This window comes from Alkanindiges illinoisensis DSM 15370, from assembly GCF_000619845.1.
Lineage (GTDB): Bacteria > Pseudomonadota > Gammaproteobacteria > Pseudomonadales > Moraxellaceae > Alkanindiges > Alkanindiges illinoisensis.
Genome location: NZ_JHUX01000009.1, coordinates 20,985 through 39,334 on the forward strand (window position 1 = coordinate 20,985; position 18,350 = coordinate 39,334).

At 43.6% G+C, this 18,350-nt stretch carries 18 protein-coding genes; 11 read left to right on the top strand and 7 right to left on the bottom strand.

Features of this window, described 5'->3' with window-relative positions; genetic code table 11:
* The first annotated feature begins 14 nt into the window (after positions 1-14).
* Both Q337_RS19250 and Q337_RS0112960 read left to right on the top strand, forming a co-directional pair.
* Positions 15-278, top strand: a complete 264-nt coding sequence (locus tag Q337_RS19250; RefSeq protein ID WP_228133137.1) for a hypothetical protein — start codon at positions 15-17, stop codon at positions 276-278.
* A gap of 155 nt (positions 279-433) precedes the next feature.
* A complete protein-coding gene (locus Q337_RS0112960) occupies positions 434-1,282 on the top strand; it encodes a hypothetical protein (protein WP_026471950.1) in 849 nt (282 codons plus the stop codon).
* Positions 1,283-1,362: 80 nt separating this feature from the next.
* Here Q337_RS0112960 and Q337_RS0112965 read toward each other — a convergent pair whose 3' ends face one another.
* Positions 1,363-2,322 (bottom strand): restriction endonuclease, encoded by a 960-nt coding sequence (locus tag Q337_RS0112965; protein ID WP_026471951.1) that lies wholly within the window; start codon positions 2,320-2,322, stop codon positions 1,363-1,365.
* Positions 2,323-2,755: 433 nt separating this feature from the next.
* Between Q337_RS0112965 and Q337_RS0112970 the strand changes: the two genes are divergently transcribed.
* A complete protein-coding gene (locus Q337_RS0112970; RefSeq protein ID WP_156935802.1) occupies positions 2,756-3,109 on the top strand; it encodes a hypothetical protein in 354 nt (117 codons plus the stop codon).
* Positions 3,110-3,911: 802 nt separating this feature from the next.
* Here the strand turns inward: Q337_RS0112970 and Q337_RS0112975 are convergent.
* The gene (locus Q337_RS0112975; RefSeq protein ID WP_156935803.1) at positions 3,912-4,085 is read right to left on the bottom strand and encodes a hypothetical protein; all 174 of its coding nucleotides are present in this window, start codon (positions 4,083-4,085) and stop codon (positions 3,912-3,914) included.
* Between the two features lie 100 nt (positions 4,086-4,185).
* Between Q337_RS0112975 and Q337_RS0112980 the strand changes: the two genes are divergently transcribed.
* The gene (locus Q337_RS0112980) at positions 4,186-5,235 is read left to right on the top strand and encodes a replication initiation protein (protein ID WP_026471954.1); all 1,050 of its coding nucleotides are present in this window, start codon (positions 4,186-4,188) and stop codon (positions 5,233-5,235) included.
* Positions 5,236-5,282: 47 nt separating this feature from the next.
* Here the strand turns inward: Q337_RS0112980 and Q337_RS0112985 are convergent, their stop codons facing one another.
* Genes Q337_RS0112985 through Q337_RS0112995 form a run of 3 tightly spaced genes read right to left on the bottom strand, consistent with a single transcriptional unit; the run spans position 5,283 to position 6,858 of the window.
* Entirely contained in the window at positions 5,283-5,714 is a 432-nt protein-coding gene (locus Q337_RS0112985; RefSeq protein WP_026471955.1) for a hypothetical protein, read from the bottom strand.
* A gap of 7 nt (positions 5,715-5,721) precedes the next feature.
* The gene (locus Q337_RS0112990) at positions 5,722-6,465 is read right to left on the bottom strand and encodes a nucleotide-binding protein (RefSeq protein WP_034280368.1); all 744 of its coding nucleotides are present in this window, start codon (positions 6,463-6,465) and stop codon (positions 5,722-5,724) included.
* A 9-nt stretch (positions 6,466-6,474) separates the two neighbouring features.
* Entirely contained in the window at positions 6,475-6,858 is a 384-nt protein-coding gene (locus Q337_RS0112995) for a hypothetical protein (RefSeq protein WP_156935804.1), read from the bottom strand.
* A 240-nt stretch (positions 6,859-7,098) separates the two neighbouring features.
* Here Q337_RS0112995 and Q337_RS19120 point away from each other — a divergent pair, with 240 nt between their 5' ends.
* The 7 genes from Q337_RS19120 to Q337_RS19035 are packed head-to-tail and all read left to right on the top strand — an operon-like array spanning position 7,099 to position 16,741.
* On the top strand, positions 7,099-7,620 hold the full coding sequence (locus Q337_RS19120; protein WP_211253617.1) for a plasmid mobilization protein: 522 nt from the start codon (positions 7,099-7,101) through the stop codon (positions 7,618-7,620).
* Positions 7,617-9,575: a TraI/MobA(P) family conjugative relaxase gene (gene traI / locus Q337_RS18440; RefSeq protein WP_026471959.1), complete on the top strand. Its 1,959-nt coding sequence runs from the start codon at positions 7,617-7,619 to the stop codon at positions 9,573-9,575. The genes Q337_RS19120 and traI overlap by 4 nt, the downstream gene beginning before the upstream one ends.
* Positions 9,572-11,491 (top strand): type IV secretory system conjugative DNA transfer family protein, encoded by a 1,920-nt coding sequence (locus tag Q337_RS17775; RefSeq protein WP_084494844.1) that lies wholly within the window; start codon positions 9,572-9,574, stop codon positions 11,489-11,491. The genes traI and Q337_RS17775 overlap by 4 nt, the downstream gene beginning before the upstream one ends.
* Complete coding sequence (locus tag Q337_RS0113015) at positions 11,488-12,099, top strand: S26 family signal peptidase (RefSeq protein WP_026471960.1); 612 nt, start codon at positions 11,488-11,490, stop codon at positions 12,097-12,099. The genes Q337_RS17775 and Q337_RS0113015 overlap by 4 nt, the downstream gene beginning before the upstream one ends.
* 15 nt (positions 12,100-12,114) lie before the next feature.
* Positions 12,115-12,693 carry a lytic transglycosylase domain-containing protein gene (locus Q337_RS17780; RefSeq protein WP_051526878.1) on the top strand — a complete coding sequence of 193 codons (579 nt, stop codon included), beginning with the start codon at positions 12,115-12,117 and terminating at the stop codon, positions 12,691-12,693.
* Between the two features lie 41 nt (positions 12,694-12,734).
* The gene (locus tag Q337_RS0113025; RefSeq protein ID WP_026471961.1) at positions 12,735-12,953 is read left to right on the top strand and encodes a hypothetical protein; all 219 of its coding nucleotides are present in this window, start codon (positions 12,735-12,737) and stop codon (positions 12,951-12,953) included.
* A complete protein-coding gene (locus tag Q337_RS19035) occupies positions 12,950-16,741 on the top strand; it encodes a DUF5710 domain-containing protein (RefSeq protein WP_051526879.1) in 3,792 nt (1,263 codons plus the stop codon). The genes Q337_RS0113025 and Q337_RS19035 overlap by 4 nt, the downstream gene beginning before the upstream one ends.
* A 54-nt stretch (positions 16,742-16,795) precedes the next feature.
* Here the strand turns inward: Q337_RS19035 and arsB are convergent, their stop codons facing one another.
* Together arsB and Q337_RS0113040 are read right to left on the bottom strand one after the other, a co-directional pair.
* Positions 16,796-17,815: an ACR3 family arsenite efflux transporter gene (gene arsB, locus Q337_RS0113035; RefSeq protein ID WP_026471962.1), complete on the bottom strand. Its 1,020-nt coding sequence runs from the start codon at positions 17,813-17,815 to the stop codon at positions 16,796-16,798.
* Between the two features lie 13 nt (positions 17,816-17,828).
* A complete protein-coding gene (locus Q337_RS0113040; protein ID WP_026471963.1) occupies positions 17,829-18,329 on the bottom strand; it encodes an arsenate reductase ArsC in 501 nt (166 codons plus the stop codon).
* Between the last annotated feature and the right edge of the window lie 21 nt (positions 18,330-18,350).

The following is an 18,350-nucleotide window of genomic DNA, read 5'->3' on the forward strand; positions in this document are numbered from 1 at the left end:
CAGAGGTAAAGTGAATGAAAGCGTACTTCCTTGGTTGTACAGTGGCCTTACTTGCATCAACGCAGGCGATGGCAGCAACCGTTGCCGCAGAAGCCTTCAGTCGTGGTAATTGCAGGGCTTATATTCCTGGTTACGGCTATGGCTGGTATAACGAATCCATATCTTATGATGCGTTATCCGGGACACACTATAATTTGTATGCCAAGACTTCCCAGACCAACCGTAGAGGGTTCCAGCTCGATCCAATCAAAGCACCAACCCTGCTGGTTACCGGGTAAGAGCTGGCTATGTTGATCCAATTAGTGATCCTACCTTTTGGTATATCACAGGCGCGCACCGGGAAACCCTCGATTCTGGCCGTATCGTGTCTTTTAACACATCAGCCACAGATTGCAATTTACACCCTGGCCAATTCCTCTAATGCAGACAGCGCATGAATATTAAAAAAGTATTGTTAATTGCCCTACTGGCCATTGCCCTGGTAGGGCTTGTTTTCATCTTTATCAAATCGCAAGAGGTGAAGCAAACCACTGTGATTGGTAATGGCATAGGCCCAGATCAGCAGCTACAGGGTAGTGCTAAACCCCTATCCTCTTCATCCATGAATAACCCGACAACGGTACAGCAAAACCCAGCTTCATTATTGGACATTAATTCTAGTCCCGTAACCGATGATCCATCCATGCCCGATTTAAAAGGCCGCCGTGACAAAAACCCGGATGGGGTGATTTATACCACCTTAAATAACACCACCTTGGATAAAAACGAAAAACAGTTTCTTGAAAAGCGTTTAAACAACCTACAGCGTTATGGCAGTTTTAGTGGCGGCAAAAAAACCGATGAGTTTAGCCATCTGGATAAAAAACACGCCATGTTAAAACAAGATAAGCCTTTAAGCTTTAAACCTACTGAGATTGCCACCCTTATCCCTGATTTAACGCTTACTGGCAAATGGTATTCCGGCGGTGCCAGTGCAGGCGGCTATTCATCATTGTACCGCCTGTATGAAAGCCCACAGAGTAATCAGAAGTTTGAAATTACCGAAATGTACTTAGACCCTAAGAGTAATGCAACCGTAGAAGTACTCAAGGAAAGCCTGAACTACAACATTAATAATGTTCCGATGACCTTGGAAACCATTAAGGATGATAACGGCAACGAAATATACAACGTGCATTATGTGGTGAACCAGCGCTATTACTCGCTATCTAGCCAGAATATGTCGAAGACTGAACTTGATAAAATTCTACAAACCTTGGCTAGGCCTTCTTATACACAGTGAGCTGAAAAATGGTTATAAACTTTCGTTAAAGAAAATTTATAACATGCGTGGAATTCCCTAACCACAGCCTAATAGACTTTTTAAGACAAAATTTCCAAGTATGGATTTTTGTCTATAATGGCCGCATGTGATTTCTTTCGTAGTAGTTCTAACAAATCACCTTGACGTTGTAATAGCATGACAAATTCTTGCAAAGAACATAGAAACAAAGTTTTCTGGGTTAGTGCATTTCTACACTCAGAAATAACTGATGCTGCATAACCATTTGTTGCAATAAAAATTCCATGAGCATTTGCACGCATGAATAATCGGCTTAAGTGAGGCGAAAACTCACCTATTCCTACTGGTATATTAAGCCACTTCATTTCTACAAGATGGATTTGTCCATTTAATTCAATTACACCGTCTATTTGTTCAACAATGACTGAACTATCAGGGTCTCTACGGCGGAAATCTTCCTGAACATAAATTCCATAAGCACGAAATAAATCATTTAAAACCTTTTCCAATAATTTTCCTCGCTCCTGTGGCTTATCATCCATTTTAAATAACGCCAAAAGACACTGGTTAACATGTTCAATCTTTGCGCGTTTTTCTGCAGCTGCATTACGTTCTGACTGTTGTTTAGCTATTCGAGAATTCCGTTCAGCATCTCGTTCCTGTTTCATTCGAGTAAAAGCATCCTTTTTATTTACGGCTTCCCTAATACTGGCAACCAATCCTTTAGCCTTATATTGGTCATTTGGCCAGCAAGTTTCAAAGCTTTCAAAATCCACTACACGCCTTAAAATTTCGCGACGGGCACGAAGTCCGTTATCGCCCCGTTGATTTACCTTTGTCAAAACATTTCGAACAATATCAAATTTATTAATTGCTTCAGGTGTTGCATTTACTAAGTGTTGTACTTCATGGATATCTTCCGGAGCTACACCAGCACCCTGAAAAAATAGCACAACATCTCGTTTGCTACGACAAAGCAGAGGAATGGTATCAACAAGTAAACTCAATACCTCTGGTGGATAATGATATGCATCTACCATGTTACTCCCCACATTTCATAAATTTCAGTATATTAGAACAATATTATATCTATTGCTTAACGTATATATAGGGTCAGTTACTGAACTATTTCTAGTGATCTAACGAGCTTTAGGTTTAGCTAGAATTCAAAATTGATAAAAATATAAAAAAACACAAGTTTTTTATGTTCAAGAAGGATCAGTTCTCATTACCACCCCAATCATAGGATATGGCAATGAACAACTTGGCTTTGACTTCCAGCTTTAAGCTATTTAGAAGCTTTCGTTAACGAAAGTTTCCAACACTATCATGCCCTGAGCACTTCATTTAAAATTGATATATTATGTAAAGTGTTATTGTAAATTTCATGCTTATTTAATATAATACAATCATCGGCAGCAACAACCCGATACTTTCATTTTCATGTGTGGCCAAGGCCGCGAAGGAGTAAAAATGTCTACTGCAACTGAATTAAAATTACCACTTAAATCAAACCTGACCCCGGAAGAACAACAGCTCAATACTCAACTTTTGGCATTTAATCTCATCAATGTTGATTTTGTAGACTGGAATGATGGTTACACGCGAGAATATTGGTATGAAGATTTTGATGTTTATATCATCAAGTTATTGCCTAACGAAACAATCAACGCGCTATTAAATCGACACTCACTGGATTCAATTCCCGGTTACAGGCATGGCGATCAGGCCATCATAGATGCTCAAGAAATTTTTGAAAGAACCCGCAATTTTTATACCGGTACTGCAAAACTGCTTATGCTGATTAGACGCTATGCTGGGGAATAAAATTTAACCGTGAAAAGCAGCAGCTCATGCTGCTTTTTTTATTTTTGAAATACAAAATCAACAATATGATAAAAGCTCACCATTTGCGTTTTAAGCGATTATAAATGTTATAAGCTAGGGTAACTTGTTTTTTTAGTTAAATGCGCTGGAATCGCTTCCTATCGCATTTTAAAGGTATATGATTAATCGATCTTGGATCAAGTTTTTAGAAAAATGTAGTTTTAAAAATATTTGTTGACAGGTTTGGAAATATCGTGGTAATGATTATCATACTATATAATTAATATTAAATATATATATATTTAGAGCTTTATAAAAACTTTAAAAGCTTTAAAGCTTTAGGAAAGATTTTTTCAATTATTTATCAATTGCTTATGAAAATTAAAAAGGACGTTTTGTCCAGATAGAAAGGACGCTTTGTCCTTTTAAAAAGGACGTTTTGTCTGATTAAAAGGGACATTTTGTCCATTTAAAAAGGACGTTTTGTCTTAAAAGGGACGTTTTGTCCAAAAATAACCTAAATTTCAGCTTTTAAAAGGACGTTTTGTCCAAATAATGATTAATAAATGACCATGGAAAGGACGTTTTGTCCGGCCAGCATGTAGGTTTGATTAAAATATCACCATAGAAAGGACGTTTTGTCCAAAACCAGCTTAATTTTTAATCTTAAAAAGGACGTTTTGTCTTAAAAAGGACGTTTTGTCCTAAGCTGGACTAAATCTTAGCTATTCATGTCCTTTTTAGATGTAAAGTCAGATTGACTAAATGTTGATTCTCATTTTGAGTATTTGTTATCCAGTCTTTAGATGAAATCTTTCAACTTAGGGTCATGTTTTAAGTCGCCTTGTTCTACTTTAGAATCTAAAAAAGGACGCTTTGTCCAAGATAAATCTAAAAAAGGACGTTTTGTCCCGAATTTTACAATTGCCCCTAATATTATAAACTTATGATTTAAAGCATATAATTTATCTAACATTCTATCTCGTATAATTTTTTTCAAAAAAGGACTTTATAATTCAATTATTCCTTTTTTAGGTTTACAATAGTGTTAGTCAAAGAATGAATGGATAAAAATAATGGCGGAAAACAGTAACAGCCAGCTCGCCTTGTATGTGCAACCGGACGATTTACTGGTTACCAGCAATTTACTCGTAGATACCAATATTGAAGTCACCATTAACGAGATCAAGATCATTTATCTGGCAATGGTGGCTGCCAGAAACATGAAAAATTTTGACAGTAATGTCTATGTCAAAGTGCATTCAAAAAACTTTGCCGAGTTAACTGGCCAGAAAGAAGAATCTGCAAAAAAGGTTATGTTCAGGGCGATTGAAACCCTTAAAGGCAGATCGGTTGAGTTTGAGGAAAAAAACCTAAACAATCCCAAACGTGATTCAATCACTGTGGTGCCGGTATTAAGTGGCATTCGCTATTATAAGGATGAACATGCTTTAGAGTTGCGCTTTACCCCGGAAGTCATACCGCATTTTACCAAGCTGGTTAACGGCAATTTTACAGTTAACAAGATTGGTTATCTGATGAAACTCGATAGCCTGTATGCAATGGAGTTTTACCGGTTTTTAAGAAAGGAAAACTTTAAGGATAAAGTGCTGATCCTGACACTGGAGCAAATCCGTATTTTCTTTAATGTAGTGGGTAAATACGACGATATTAAGGATTTAAAAGCCCGTGTGATTGACATTGCTGTTGACCAGATCAATGCCCACACAGACATTATGGTCAATTATGAAAATGTCAGAACGGGACGAAAAGTTACCGGCCTGAAATTTGATTTTGCTGAAAAACCAAAACAGCTCACGCTTGATAAGCCTGCTGGTACTGGAAAAGTGGCTGGAACCAGTCCGAATCAGGAATTGCAGGATTTTATCAACACAGGCATCAACCAAGCCAATTATAAAATCATCAAGCCGACACTGACGGATTTTGATAACCGTAAAAATCAGGTTGAAGGCTTAAAGTATCTGTATGAAATCGCAAAACGTGCGAAAGTTTCACCGGATTTATTGATTTACCGGTTATCTTTGGAAGTGACTAAAGATAAAAACGTGATTTTTAATTACAACACGCTGGTTGGCTATGCTTTTAATCTTGCCAATGAGCAATAGACTTTCGTTAACGAAAGTCTATTGGTGAGTTTTACTTCATTTGTCAATCAGATTTTGAAGAAAATTATAATGAGAGCCAATAAAATAAGCGCACATAGGCCAATTAGCCCGTATAGCAGTAACGTTACCCTGTCCAGCTCAGGCTTAGGGTTGATAACTTGCTGGGCTTGCTGAACCTGAATTGCCTTAATCTGATCGCAGACCTCATCGACAGACTTTTGAAACTGCTGCTTCATGTACTGGCCGCTTTCAGTGATAAGCTGGCTTGCGATTTTTTTTGAGGCCTCTATGGAATCACTTTGCAGGATTGCTATGGATTGCTCATATTCATCCATTTTAAGCTGAAAATCTGAGATATAGCGTTTCAATAGTAATTCATTGAGCGTGAGTGTTACTAAAATTGGATCTGATTTATCCAGTAATACATGATGCTTCTTGGCGACTTCAGCGATCAGCTCAGCTATAAAATCCTCATTCATAGGTCACCTACATCACAATATCAAGTTGCTCAAACAAGCTTTTCTTGATCATTTTAAGCCGTTGTTTGGCCATCAGTTCAAATTCACTTGATGTAATTGCTTCATTGAAGGTTAAGCGTTTATCCTGCATAAGCTGAATATCCTGCTCAAACGTCTGGGCAGCCCGTTTAGGGATCGTAATAATACCGGACACTTTATCCTTGTTATCGGTATAGGCCTTTAGCTTTTCAAAGCTTTTTTCCTGTACCTCTACTTTGCCAAAGTATTCATTGAGCCAGACCACATTTTTCACATAAGGCGGCGTATTGTTCACCATTTGCGAAAAGCCGTTTAGGGTATCCATCAAGGCTTGGCCACCGGTAATGACGCTATGGATCACGACCTGCTTGCCACAGTCCTTGAGCATTTCCATTGCATTGTTTTCCACCAGATACCCAAACAATGGAATAAATGAAGCTGCCCCATTATCGACAATCACGTCCTGTGAGCTTTCAATGATCATTTCCATCATGCTGTCAAATTGACGGGTATCAATCACATTGTTTTCGCGCATCAGCTCAATGCGATGGGCATTTAATGCTTTATAGCCTAAAAAGGTTGCATTCACCGGATCAGTGTCAATGCACAGCGGCGTTTCATTTTTTTCTAAATAATATTGCGCCAGGATTGAGGCGATAAAACTTTTTCCGACACCGCCCTTGCCTTGCAAGATCAGATTAACTTCAGCCGGTTTATGATTTTCTGTACTCATTATTTATCCTCAGATTAAATTGTCAGGGTTTGGGTTTGGATCAAAGTTAAAACTTTTTATGCTGCTATCGTTCCCGGTTTTTTTCTTGAGGGCGGGTGAACTTTCATTATGGGGTACATCAATTTTTGGCAAGCCTTCAGTGGCCACTGGCAAGTCAGGGGTACTGACCACAGGTGCAATTTTTAGCTGGCTTAATGTCTTGCGCGCAGTCTGGGTATAGCCCTTAGCCGCACTGATTCGTTGAAACTGGCTATAGGACAAGCCTTCTTTCACGGTTGGCAATTCCTCATAAATATCCAGTAATGAGTATCCCTGAAGGAATAATTCATTAAATTTTTCAAAATTCTGGAGCCAAAGTTTTAGCCCGGTGTTTCGCCTAGCTCTTTGTTTCATCTTGACCTTGTTATCAGCGTTTATATGCTTCTATAAGCGATTTTAAGCGTTTATATGCTCATAAACTATTACATTTTCGTTCTATAAGCGATTTTATGCGTTTATAGGCGATAAATCCCCCTTTTGGTGTTTCTGATCATCCCCTAGGCGATTATAGTCTATTATAAGCGTTTATAGGCGATTACAGTTTAATATTGGAAGGCAAGATGTGTGTTGTAATATTACATGCAAGCATGTACCATGACAACACCTACACTTATTCGCTTTCAGCTCAACGTGTCATCTTGCCCTACGGGGTCGGTTTTACCTGTCGGTAAAACAAAATCTTGCTCATTGAGCAAGATTTATAAAGAATGTGCGTTTTGGGTTTTTAGGGTTGTCACGATGGTCGATAGCGAACAGGAAGCGGGGCCGAAAAAGGGCAAGCGGAACCGGGTATCAGTCCCCAGTTATTTTTTACCTGAAGAAAAGTTACTGCTTGAGGAAAAGGCCAAACAGTGCAGCTTATCGGTATCAAATTACATTCGGGATGTGAGTTTAGGCTATCAGCCAAAATCCACGAGCGATGCCAAAGCCGTGCTTGAGCTGGTCAGGATCAATGCTGACTTAGGACGTTTAGGTGGTTTGTTAAAACTGCTATTAACGGATGAAGGCAAGCATCTGGATGCAAAAGCGCACCGGCCACAGATTAATGAGCTGCTGCATCAAATCGGCGAGTTGCAGACGCAACTTAAAATTGAGGTTACGAGAATCAGGAAATGATTGCCAAGCGTGCAAAGAAAAGTGCTAGTCGTAGTTTAGTCAAAACTTACTGCTACATTGTGGACGTGAAAAACCGTTCAGCTTTGCAAGGCGTGGATGCTGGATCAAAAGTAGGGGATATCCGCTTTACCAATCTGGCCAGTCAGGATTTGGACATGGCTTTAATTGAAATGGAATCCCTGCAAGCTTTAAACACCCGTTCCAAATCGGATAAGAATTATCACCTGATTATTTCCTTTCCCATCCATGAAAAGCCTGACGCGCAGATTTTAGAAAATATCGAACATGATTTATGCGCGGCCATTGGCTTTGACGAACATCAACGGGTATCAGCCACCCATAATGACACTGACCATCTGCATTTACATATCCTGATCAACAAAGTTCACCCGGACACCTACAATAATATTGAGCCATTTTATGACTATAAGACCTTAATGGCAGAGTGTGAGGTCATCGAGGCAAAATATGGCCTTACCAAAACCAACCACACCAGTAAAAATCAAACCCAAGCCAGCAGCCAAGAAATCTTTAATGATGAGCAAAGCCTTATTTCTTTCGTTAACGAAAATTTAAAAGAAAAAATGAAAGAGGCGACAAGCTGGCAGGGAATGCACGAGCTATTAGCCGACCATGACTTAATTATTGCCAAGCGTGGGGCAGGGCTTGTGGTTAAAAACAGTGAAGGCATTGCCATAAAAGCATCCAGCATTGCCAGGGAATTTTCATTTAGAAAATTAACCGATCATTTAGGTGAGTTTGAGGAGTTTAACCATGAGCACCGAGATAGACCCGCAGACACCCATGCAAGCCCTGGAAACGATAGAGCCGGTAGAGCCGGTAGAGCCGGAACATTCCCTGGAAACGCTGGAATTTCAGTTACAGGAAATGGTCATGGCAGAGCAGGGGGACGTGACGCATTTGGAGCCTTCCGAATGGATGAGCAAGGTCATCGCTCGCTTACCAATGGCCAAGCGTCCCTTGACACTGTGCGTTCGCTGTCCGGGGGCGATATGGTTCGTCAACAGCCAGGAAGTGAAATGCTTTTGTCGGGTGATGAGATTAGAGACATACAGCAAAAAAGAGCCGAACAATTTGCAAGATTGCGATGGACTAGAAATCGCATGGGCAGAAATGCAGCAGGCCTAAGCTATCAGAATCATAAACAACCACTGGCCAGTAAACAGGGTAGCCCCCTATATTCATCATATCTGGTTGACCGCAAAAACCGCCAGATCATGCAGCGCCAGATCAGGGCAACCCTACAAGCTGAAAGTGCAAAATTCTACCAGCAGTTGCAACACTGGCACGAAGCCCGTAGCCAGATTATCAAAAAATCAAAACTACGCAGTACCGAACGCAAGCTGGAATGGAAAAAGCTGGCTAATGAGCGTCAGGCATTTATCCAGCAATTCAAGAAAAAACAGGCGCAGCAGCGTGAGGCTATTCCAAAATTACTCGACTGGCCACAATTTCTAAAACAGCAGGCCTTAAAGGGTGATGAGCTTGCCGTTGAAAGCTTGCGTAAACGGGCTAAGGATAATTTTAAGCTCTATGACAACCAGATTCTAGGCTTGCCGGAAAAGACGTTTATTTACCATTCCTTAAAACCAGAAGTGAGAAAAAACGGCTCTATCGTATACCAGCTTCGGGATGGGGGTAGCATTGTTGACCGGGAAGCGGATTTACAGGTCGAGCAGATTACCCAGCCAGCCGCATTTTTAGCCCTGACAATGGCCAAGGATAAGTTTGGCGCGCGCCCGTTAGAAATTAATGGCAGTGATGATTTTAAAAATGCACTGATTGAGGCAGCCGTAGAGCACCGTTTAAATGTCACATTTGCCAATCAGGATATGGAAAAAATACGCACCCGCAAAATGGGTGAGCTTGCCAAACAACCGCCACAACAATCAAATCAACAAGATGAAGCAATAAAACGAGGTAAATCAAGATGAAAGACTTAGAAGGTCAGAATAAGCGTATTTCAGCACCCCTGGTTTATTTAATGGGTATGCTGTTTTTAATTTTTTCTTTTATGGTGGTTGGTAGTGTGGCCACACAAAAGATGGTGACTATTTTCAATCATCATCCTGCCCTGGGCAAACCGCTGGTTGGCTCACTGTATGCCCCCTATAGGTTTTTAGTCTGGTATTTACAGTATAACGTCCCCGTTGGTCAGGGTTTACGGCCAAAACTGGATTTGGTGATCATTTGTGTCCTGATTGCGGAAGGCCTGCTATTTCTGGTTACAGTCTTTACCATTGGCCTGATTACCAAGTCATCACGCAAGAATAAGGATATTCATGGATCGGCACGCTGGGCTGAGTTTGACGAGCTGCCGGATATGGGCTTATTACCGCAAAAGGGTAAAAAAGGCGAGGGCGTTTATGTTGGCGCAATCCGCGATAAACAAGGACGTTTGCATTATTTACGGCACAATGGCCCTGAGCATGTGATTGGTATTGCACCAACCCGTTCGGGTAAAGGTGTAGGCCTTGTGGTTCCAACGACCTTATCCTGGCCGCATTCGATGCTGATCAGTGATATGAAAGGCGAGTTATGGGCAATGACGTCAGGCTGGCGCAGCCAGTATGCCAATAATATCTGCATTAAGTTTGACCCGGCTGCTGAACATGGCAGTGCCAGTTTTAATCCACTGGCCGAGATTCGCTTGGGGACACCGTATGAAGTCAGTGACACACAGAATCTTGTCACGATTCTGGTTGATCCCGAAGGGAAGGGCTTAAATGACCACTGGTCTAAGACCGGTAGCGCCTTACTGGTTGGTGTGATCCTGTATACCCTGTACCGGGTAAAGGAAGAAACCGGCGGTATTGCGAGCCTTGGTGAAGTGGCCATGACCATTTCAGACCCAAGCCAGCCGATTGATGAGCTTTGGAATGCCATGCTGTTTAACCAGTATGGTGAAAATGGAGCAGCACATATTAATATTGCGTCACCAGCGCGCGATATGCAGAACACGCCTGAAGAAGAACGTGGCTCGATTATTTCAACAGCGAGATCCTTTTTAACCCTCTACCGTGATCCGATTGTTGAGAAAAACACCAAATACAGTGACTTTACCGTTTCAGACCTGATGGATGCGGATAAACCGGTTTCCTTATACCTTGTAGTACGCCCAGGGGATAAAGACCGGTTAAAACCATTAATTCGCCTGATGCTGACCCAGATTCTACGGGTACTGATCCGCGAGGAAATGAAAATAGGTGCTGATGGTGCAGCTAAAGCAGCCCATAAACACCGGCTACTGATGATGCTGGATGAATTCCCAGGCTTTGGCCGCTTGAAAGTGTTTGAAGATGCACTGCCGTATATTGCTGGTTATGGCATCAAGGCCTACCTGATAGCCCAGGATATTGAACAGTTACGTGCCAGTGATGCGTATGGCCGTGAGGAAACCATTTCTGCAAATTGCCATGTGCGTATTGCCTATGCACCCAATAAACTGGAAACCGCAGAATGGCTTTCTAAAATGTCTGGCCAGAAAACCCAGCATTCTGAAGAAATCTCAACCAGTGGCAACCGGTTTGGTGCCGTCATGGGCAATGTTAACCGGACATTTCATTCGTTTGCGCGTCCCCTGTTAACCCCAGATGAATGCTTACGCCTAAAAGCCCCCAAGAAAAGCCCGGATGGACTTAAAATTGTAGAATCCGGAGATTTACTGGTATTTGTCGCGGGTAACAATCCGGTCTATGGCGAACAATCCCTATTCTTTATTGACCCGACGTTTCAAAAGCGGGTTAAGGTGCCTGCCTTAAAAGAATCCCAGATCATCCGGCCGCGTGCTGGTACTCAGCAAACCGCACATGATGCCGTTGATGAGTTTGTCATGGGTGAGGGGACATGAAGCCGATATTACAGGGCATTCGGCGTCACAAGCTGGTCAGTGCCCTATTCGGTTTTGGACTGGTTGCGCTGGCGTTAAGCCAGTCCAACATGCTGGTGAATGTATCGGACAGCCTGCCACCCGGCTTATGGTACATCAGCAAGCAGCCGGTCATTTTAGAGCACGGGCGCATTGTCACATTTTGTCCAACTTTAAGTGAATATGTAAAAGCAAATTATCACCTGGGCCATCAGAATCTGCGCTGGCTAAGACGCTGTAGCGAGCCGGTAGACAGTTTTACCAAACCCATTGCCGCCTTGCCCGGCGACACGGTACAGCTCACCAGTGACGCGATTTATGTCAATGGCCGGAAAATGGCAGGCCGCATCCATCGTGATGCGTATGGCCATGTAATCCCCAGTGTGGGCTTAGGTACTTATCTGGTTGCGCCCGGAACCTTCTGGGCAGTGTCCACGTATAACAAGGCCAGTTATGACAGCCGTTACCTTGGGGCAATTCCCATGAGCGCAATCCTTGGGGAAACCAGGCCGCTATGGGTGAGTAAAGTCAAAAAATTTTGCTGGATAACCGGTAAAGTCTCGCACTCAAAACAACAATGTTTAACCTAGTCATAGGAATGAATAATGATTATCCCTGCTGATGTTTTAGCGTGTGCTGCTGATGTTCACCCGCAAACCATTACCAAAGTGATTGAGGTCGAAAGTACCTATAACCCCAATGCAATTAATATTAATAATGGGCCTCGCGTCAAACCCAGAACCAAAGAGGAAGCTATCGCTATTGCCAGAAAATGGATAGCCAAAGGCTATAGCGTTGATGTTGGTTTTACCCAGATTAACAGCCGTAATTTTATGCGCTGGGGCTATAGTGTGGAGCAGGTCATTGAACCCTGCACCAATTTGCGCTTGAGCGCCCGTCTATTAAATGATGGTTATGACCGGGCAAAGCTGATTCATGGTGAAGGGCAGGCAGCCTTAAAAGCGGCCTTGAGTGCCTATAACACCGGTAATTTAACCAAAGGCTTGCGAAACGGCTATGTGGCCAAGTATTACAAACCTTCCAGAGCCACAACGACAACAGTTAGCTATACACCGAATACAACAATGAACCAGGCCGTTATCCGTGAGGATTTAACCCCCCAGATTTATGGTAATGACACCACCATTTTTGTTCGTCCAACCCGTAAGCCCGATAGTAATTAAAACAGCAATAGCCGTATGGCCATTAAAACAGGAGCAATATTATGCCAATGCCTAAAGACCAAAAATTTGATACTGAACTTTTAGATACACAAATGCAGGAACCGGTTATCACCAGTGACCAGAATATGCTGGGTGTTCCGGGTGTACTGGTAGAATTTGACCCGGATGAAGCGGATGCGTGGGGTGCAGTGGCCAGTGATCCCCGTGAAGTGGCAAGTGCTTGGGAAGATGCAATTGCAGATAGTGGGGAGCAGCCATGAAAAAAGAGTATGTTGATGAGCTGGCCAGCCGACTAATTGAGCAGATTAAAAGCAATACCGCACCCTGGCAAAAACCCTGGCAGCCTGGTGTACCCAATGCCAGTTTGCCGATCAATGTAGTAACCGCTAAACCCTATAATGGCATGAACCTGATTAACCTTATGTCCAAGGCCGAATATCAGGGTTATGACGATCCGCGCTGGATGACCTATAAGCAGGCACAAGGCTTAGGTGGCCAGGTTAAAAAGGGTGAAAAAGGCACATCAATTCATTACTGGAAATTTTTTGATGAAAAAGTTATCAAGGATGAAAATAATAAGCCAGTACTGGATGAACACGGAAAACCCAAAAAAGTAAGAATCCAGCTTGAGCGCCCCCAGGTATTTTTTGCGACGGTCTTTAATGCCAATCAGGTTGACGGGCTGCCCCCACTGACACAAACCATTCCATTAAAGGAAGAATGGGCGCGTCACCAGCAAGCCGAACAGATTTTAAATGCGTCCGGTGTACCGATCCGGCATCTTAGTGGTGATAAGGCCTACTATTCTCCAGGTTTAGACAGAATCACCATGCCAGAGCGGCAGCAATTTGATAGTGGCGATAAATATTATGCAACAGCCTTGCATGAGCTTGGCCATGCGACTGGCCATCCCAGCCGGTTAAATCGGGATTTAACCGGTGGCTTTGGCAGTGAGAGTTACGCCAAAGAGGAGTTACGCGCTGAAATTGCTTCCATGATGATCGGTCAGGAGTTGCAGATTGGCCATGACCCCGGCCAGCATGTTGCTTATCTGCAAAGCTGGGTAAAGGTGCTTGAAAATGACGCCAAGGAAATTTTCAGGGCAGCACGTGATGCTGAGCAAATTACCAAGTTTGTCATGGCATTCCAGCAACAGCAGCAACAGACCCAGACTGAAGATCAGTCCATACTTTCGTTAACGAAAATTGATCAGGCTTACCAGCCAAGTAATACCCCCAACCTGACCTCGCCATTACAGGCCTGGCAACTTCTGGAACAGGCTGCCAAAAGCAGGGGATATACTGCAAAACTTGATATTGAAGAAAACCCGGACAATATTGCCTTATCCAAAATCAAGGTCAATTATTTTAACGACAGTGGCATCCTGCCTTTTTCAAACACCATTGGCGGGAATGGCTTTGTCCGGGCAATCGAAAATAATCAATTCCTGCCCTACAACACCAATATCGCGGAAGTCATTCCACCTATCCTGACCGACATGATAGACCGGTATGAAAACCGGCTAAAACCGGTTAACCCGATTGATACCAATTTACTAGATGAGTTTGCCACCCATAAGGCCAACCATCCGGGTTTGTCGAATCCACTGGATTCATGGAATCACATTAGCCAGTATGCTCAAAACATGGGCTACCGTGCCGATGTCAGCAGAAACCCGGATACCAGCGACGGCGCATCCCCCTACCTGATCGAATATTACGACCAAGACCGGAAAACCGGCGTGCAGTCCCTGATGGAAGTGGACGGCAAAGTTTTAACGCAATTTGAGCAGGTACGAACCCAGGGTACAGGTTACACGTCAGATGAAGTCTGGCAGCGGGACAGTTTAAGGGCGGCATTGCAAAAGGACTTTGACCAGAAAATCACCCAGCTTGCCAAAGTATCTAACGATGAGCGCAACCAGTCATTATTGGCAGGCCTGACCAAACTGGCCGAACTGAATAAACAGGGTGAATTTTACCAGTCAGAAAATGCACCCTATCGTCAAAGTATCCTGGATAACCTGATCCGGGAAAATTTTGATAATCCTAAATTTACTGGTATTTCACTGCCGCATACCGAGGGTGGCCATATCCTGATTGAGAAATCAGCCAAAGCAGCAGGCCAGTGGCAGGTTACGATCTTCGACAGTGCAGGAGAACCAATCCGGGATAATGGGGCATACGACAAGCGAGAGGCCCTAGAGACGTTCTTTAGCGGCGTTCACATTGAGGCATCGGTTGCCGGTTTGAGCCAGCGGGAAAAAATCTATTTAGATGTACCCTACCATGAGAAAAATGAGGTGAAAGGGTTAGGGGCAAAATGGGATAAAAAAGAAAAGGCTTGGTATATTATGAGCGATCAAAATAATGTGTCATTTAATAAATGGATAGCATCGGACATTAAGCCTGAAGCAACCAATACCATTAATCCTGAACCTAATCCGGCCAGCAGCCAGAAGGTTTATCTAACCGTTCCGTTTGCCGATAAGGATAGTGTCAAGGAACTGGGCGCAAAATGGGATAGAAAGGAAAAAGCCTGGTATATCGCTGCCGATACCAGCCAAGAGCCATTTAGCAAATGGTTGCCTGACGATAATGACAATACCTTACTCATCACTGTACCGGTACTACCGGTTGAGTTAAAAGAAAATACCAGTGATCAAAATGTTTTTCTGGCCGTTCCTTATGAGGAACGTGACGCTGCCAAAGAGTGTGGTGCCAGATGGGACAATGAACAAAAATTGTGGTATGCCCCTGAAGGCACCGATTTAACGCCACTTCAGAGTTGGCTACCTGAAAACCAGCCCTATACTGACCATCATGCTCATGTGGACTTACCACATCAGCAAGTGGCTGATCCGCGCGTTGAATTTGCCGCTGCCTTACGTGAAGCCGGTTTAGTGATTGAGGGCGAACCCCAGATGGACGGCAAGTTGCAACGTGTCCGGGTGGAAGGCGATACATCATCAGAGCTAAGTGGAGCCTATAAAGGTCATTTAGATGGACGGCCAGCCGGTTATATCAAGAATTTTAGAACTGGCCTTGAGCAAAAATGGAAATCAACCGGCAAGCTGGATGGAGCTGTCAACACGGCCAGGCTACGTGCTGAAGCTGCCCAGCGTCGCCAGAATAATGCGACCCAGCAAGAACATTTATATGAGCAGGTTGCAGAAAAAGCTGAACTGATTATGGATTTTGCCGAACCGTGTATTACCCATCGCTATTTACAGGAAAAAGATGTTTTACCACATGGCTTAAAAATAGTACCTGAAGGTAATCAGCAACTGGCTGATAAAGGCATCCTGATCGGCAATGACTGGAAGCAGTCCAAAGAACTTCGTGAAGCCCATCCTGATGCAATCGTTTTAACTAAAGGTGATCTTATTGTTCCGGCATACGATGCACATGGAAAGTTATGGACGATGCAGACAATTGGCCATAATGGGTTTAAGTCATTTTTAAAAGACGGCAAGAAATCAGGAAACTTCTTTTTGCTTGGCCAGCCTGAGCCGGGCAAACCGATCATTGCTGCCGAGGGTTTTGCAACCGCTGCAACCCTACGTGAAGTCACCAATCAGGTGGTTGCGGTTGCCTTTGATTCAGGAAACCTTAATGCAGTGGCCATGACCCTGCGTGAGCAATATGAGCCGGGTAAGCTGTATATTGCTGCCGACAATGATCATGTCAAGGAAGCAGAGCGCCGGGCAGCCGGGCATACCCATAATTTAAACGTGGGCATTGAAAAGGCACAGCAGGCCGCTGAAGCCAGCCAGGGTTTTGTGCTTACACCTAAGTTTAGGGCAGATGATAAGGGTACGGACTGGAACGACTTAAAGCGTAGTCAGGGCGTTGAAGTGGTAAAAACCCAGTTACGGCAAGCACTGGCCATTGCCCAGCTTCAGGAAAATAAGGCAAAAGTGGTAGAACGTAGTATTGCCGCCACTCATCAACAGGTTGAGAGCAATAGTGTAGAGCCGGAAAATTTAGCTAAAAAGCTGATCCGGCATCCTGAGCAAAAGCAAAATAGGGGATTAAGACTGTCTTAGTTCCAATGTTTACAAAGCTTTCGTTAACGAAAGCTTTGTAATAATCAATTACTTTTAACCTCTTTCGTACCAGCCTTTGGTTTGATTGACCACCCGTACCACCAATAGCATCAGGGGTACTTCAATCAATACACCAACTACGGTGGCTAATGCTGCACCAGAATGAAAACCAAACAGGCTAATCGCCGCGGCAACTGCCAGCTCAAAGAAATTGGATGCACCAATTAAGGCTGAAGGGCAGGCAATATTGTGCTTTTCACCCACAGCCCGGTTGAGCCAGTAAGCCAGTGATGAATTAAAAATCACCTGAATGAGAATCGGCACTGCCAGCAAGGCAATGACCAGCGGTTGCTCAATAATCGCCTGACCCTGAAAGGCAAACAGTAAAACCAGCGTTGCCAGTAAAGCAGTAATCGACCACGGACTAATCATTTCCATCGCACGATCAAAACTGGCTTGGCCTTTTTTTAATAATACCTTGCGTAAGAGCTGGGCAATGATGACGGGTACGATAATGTAAAGCACAACGGAGGTAATCAACGTATCCCAAGGCACAATAATGGCCGACAAGCCCAGCAGTAAAGCCACAATAGGCGCAAAGGCCACCACCATAATGGCATCATTCAATGCCACTTGGGACAGTGTAAACAGCGGATCGCCATTGGTCAGCCGACTCCAGACAAACACCATCGCGGTACAGGGCGCCGCTGCCAGTAAAATGAGTCCGGCAATATAACTATCAAGCTGTTCGGCTGGTAGCCACGGTGCAAAGATATGACGAATAAAAAGCCAAGCCAGAAATGCCATGGAAAATGGCTTCACCAGCCAGTTAATAAACAGCGTTACGCCAATACCTTTCACATGATGGCGCACATCGGTTAATGCAGAAAAATCTACTTTAAGCAACATGGGAATAATCATCACCCAAATCAGCAAACCCACGGGTAGGTTGACCTTGGCAATTTCCATATGGCCAATGGCTTGAAACAAACTCGGAAAAAATTGGCCTAATGCAATACCAACGATAATGCATAGGAAAACCCAGACTGTCAGGTAGCGCTCAAAAATGCTCATGGCTTATATCCTGTTAAACGTCTGCATCGCTAATGGCCTGTAATTCATTGTTCAGTTGCTCAGTAGTTAGCTGATCAATTGGTAACTGCATGAGGGCTTCTACTTTTTTACGAATTTGCGCAAAAGTAATCGCAAAGGCAGCGCGCTTATCATCATCGCTGCCATTCACATGCGAGGGATCAGCAAAACCCCAGTGAACTTTGATGGGGCTACCACGCCACAGAGGACAGCTTTCACCCGCTGCGCTATCACATACGGTCATCACAATATCCATCACTATTGAATCAGGCTGGCTGAATTCATCCCAGCTTTTGCTGCGTACCGTTGAGGTGTCATAACCTATGGTTTGCGCCTGTTCAACCGCGAAGGGATTGACCCGGCCCATGGGCTGGCTACCTGCGCTATAGGCTTTAAAACGGCCTTGACCCAGCACATTGATTAAGGCTTCGCCCATGATGCTACGTGCCGAGTTACCCGTGCACAGCACCAATACATTCCAGATTTTTTGACCCATGGATTTCCCCAAGATAATTAT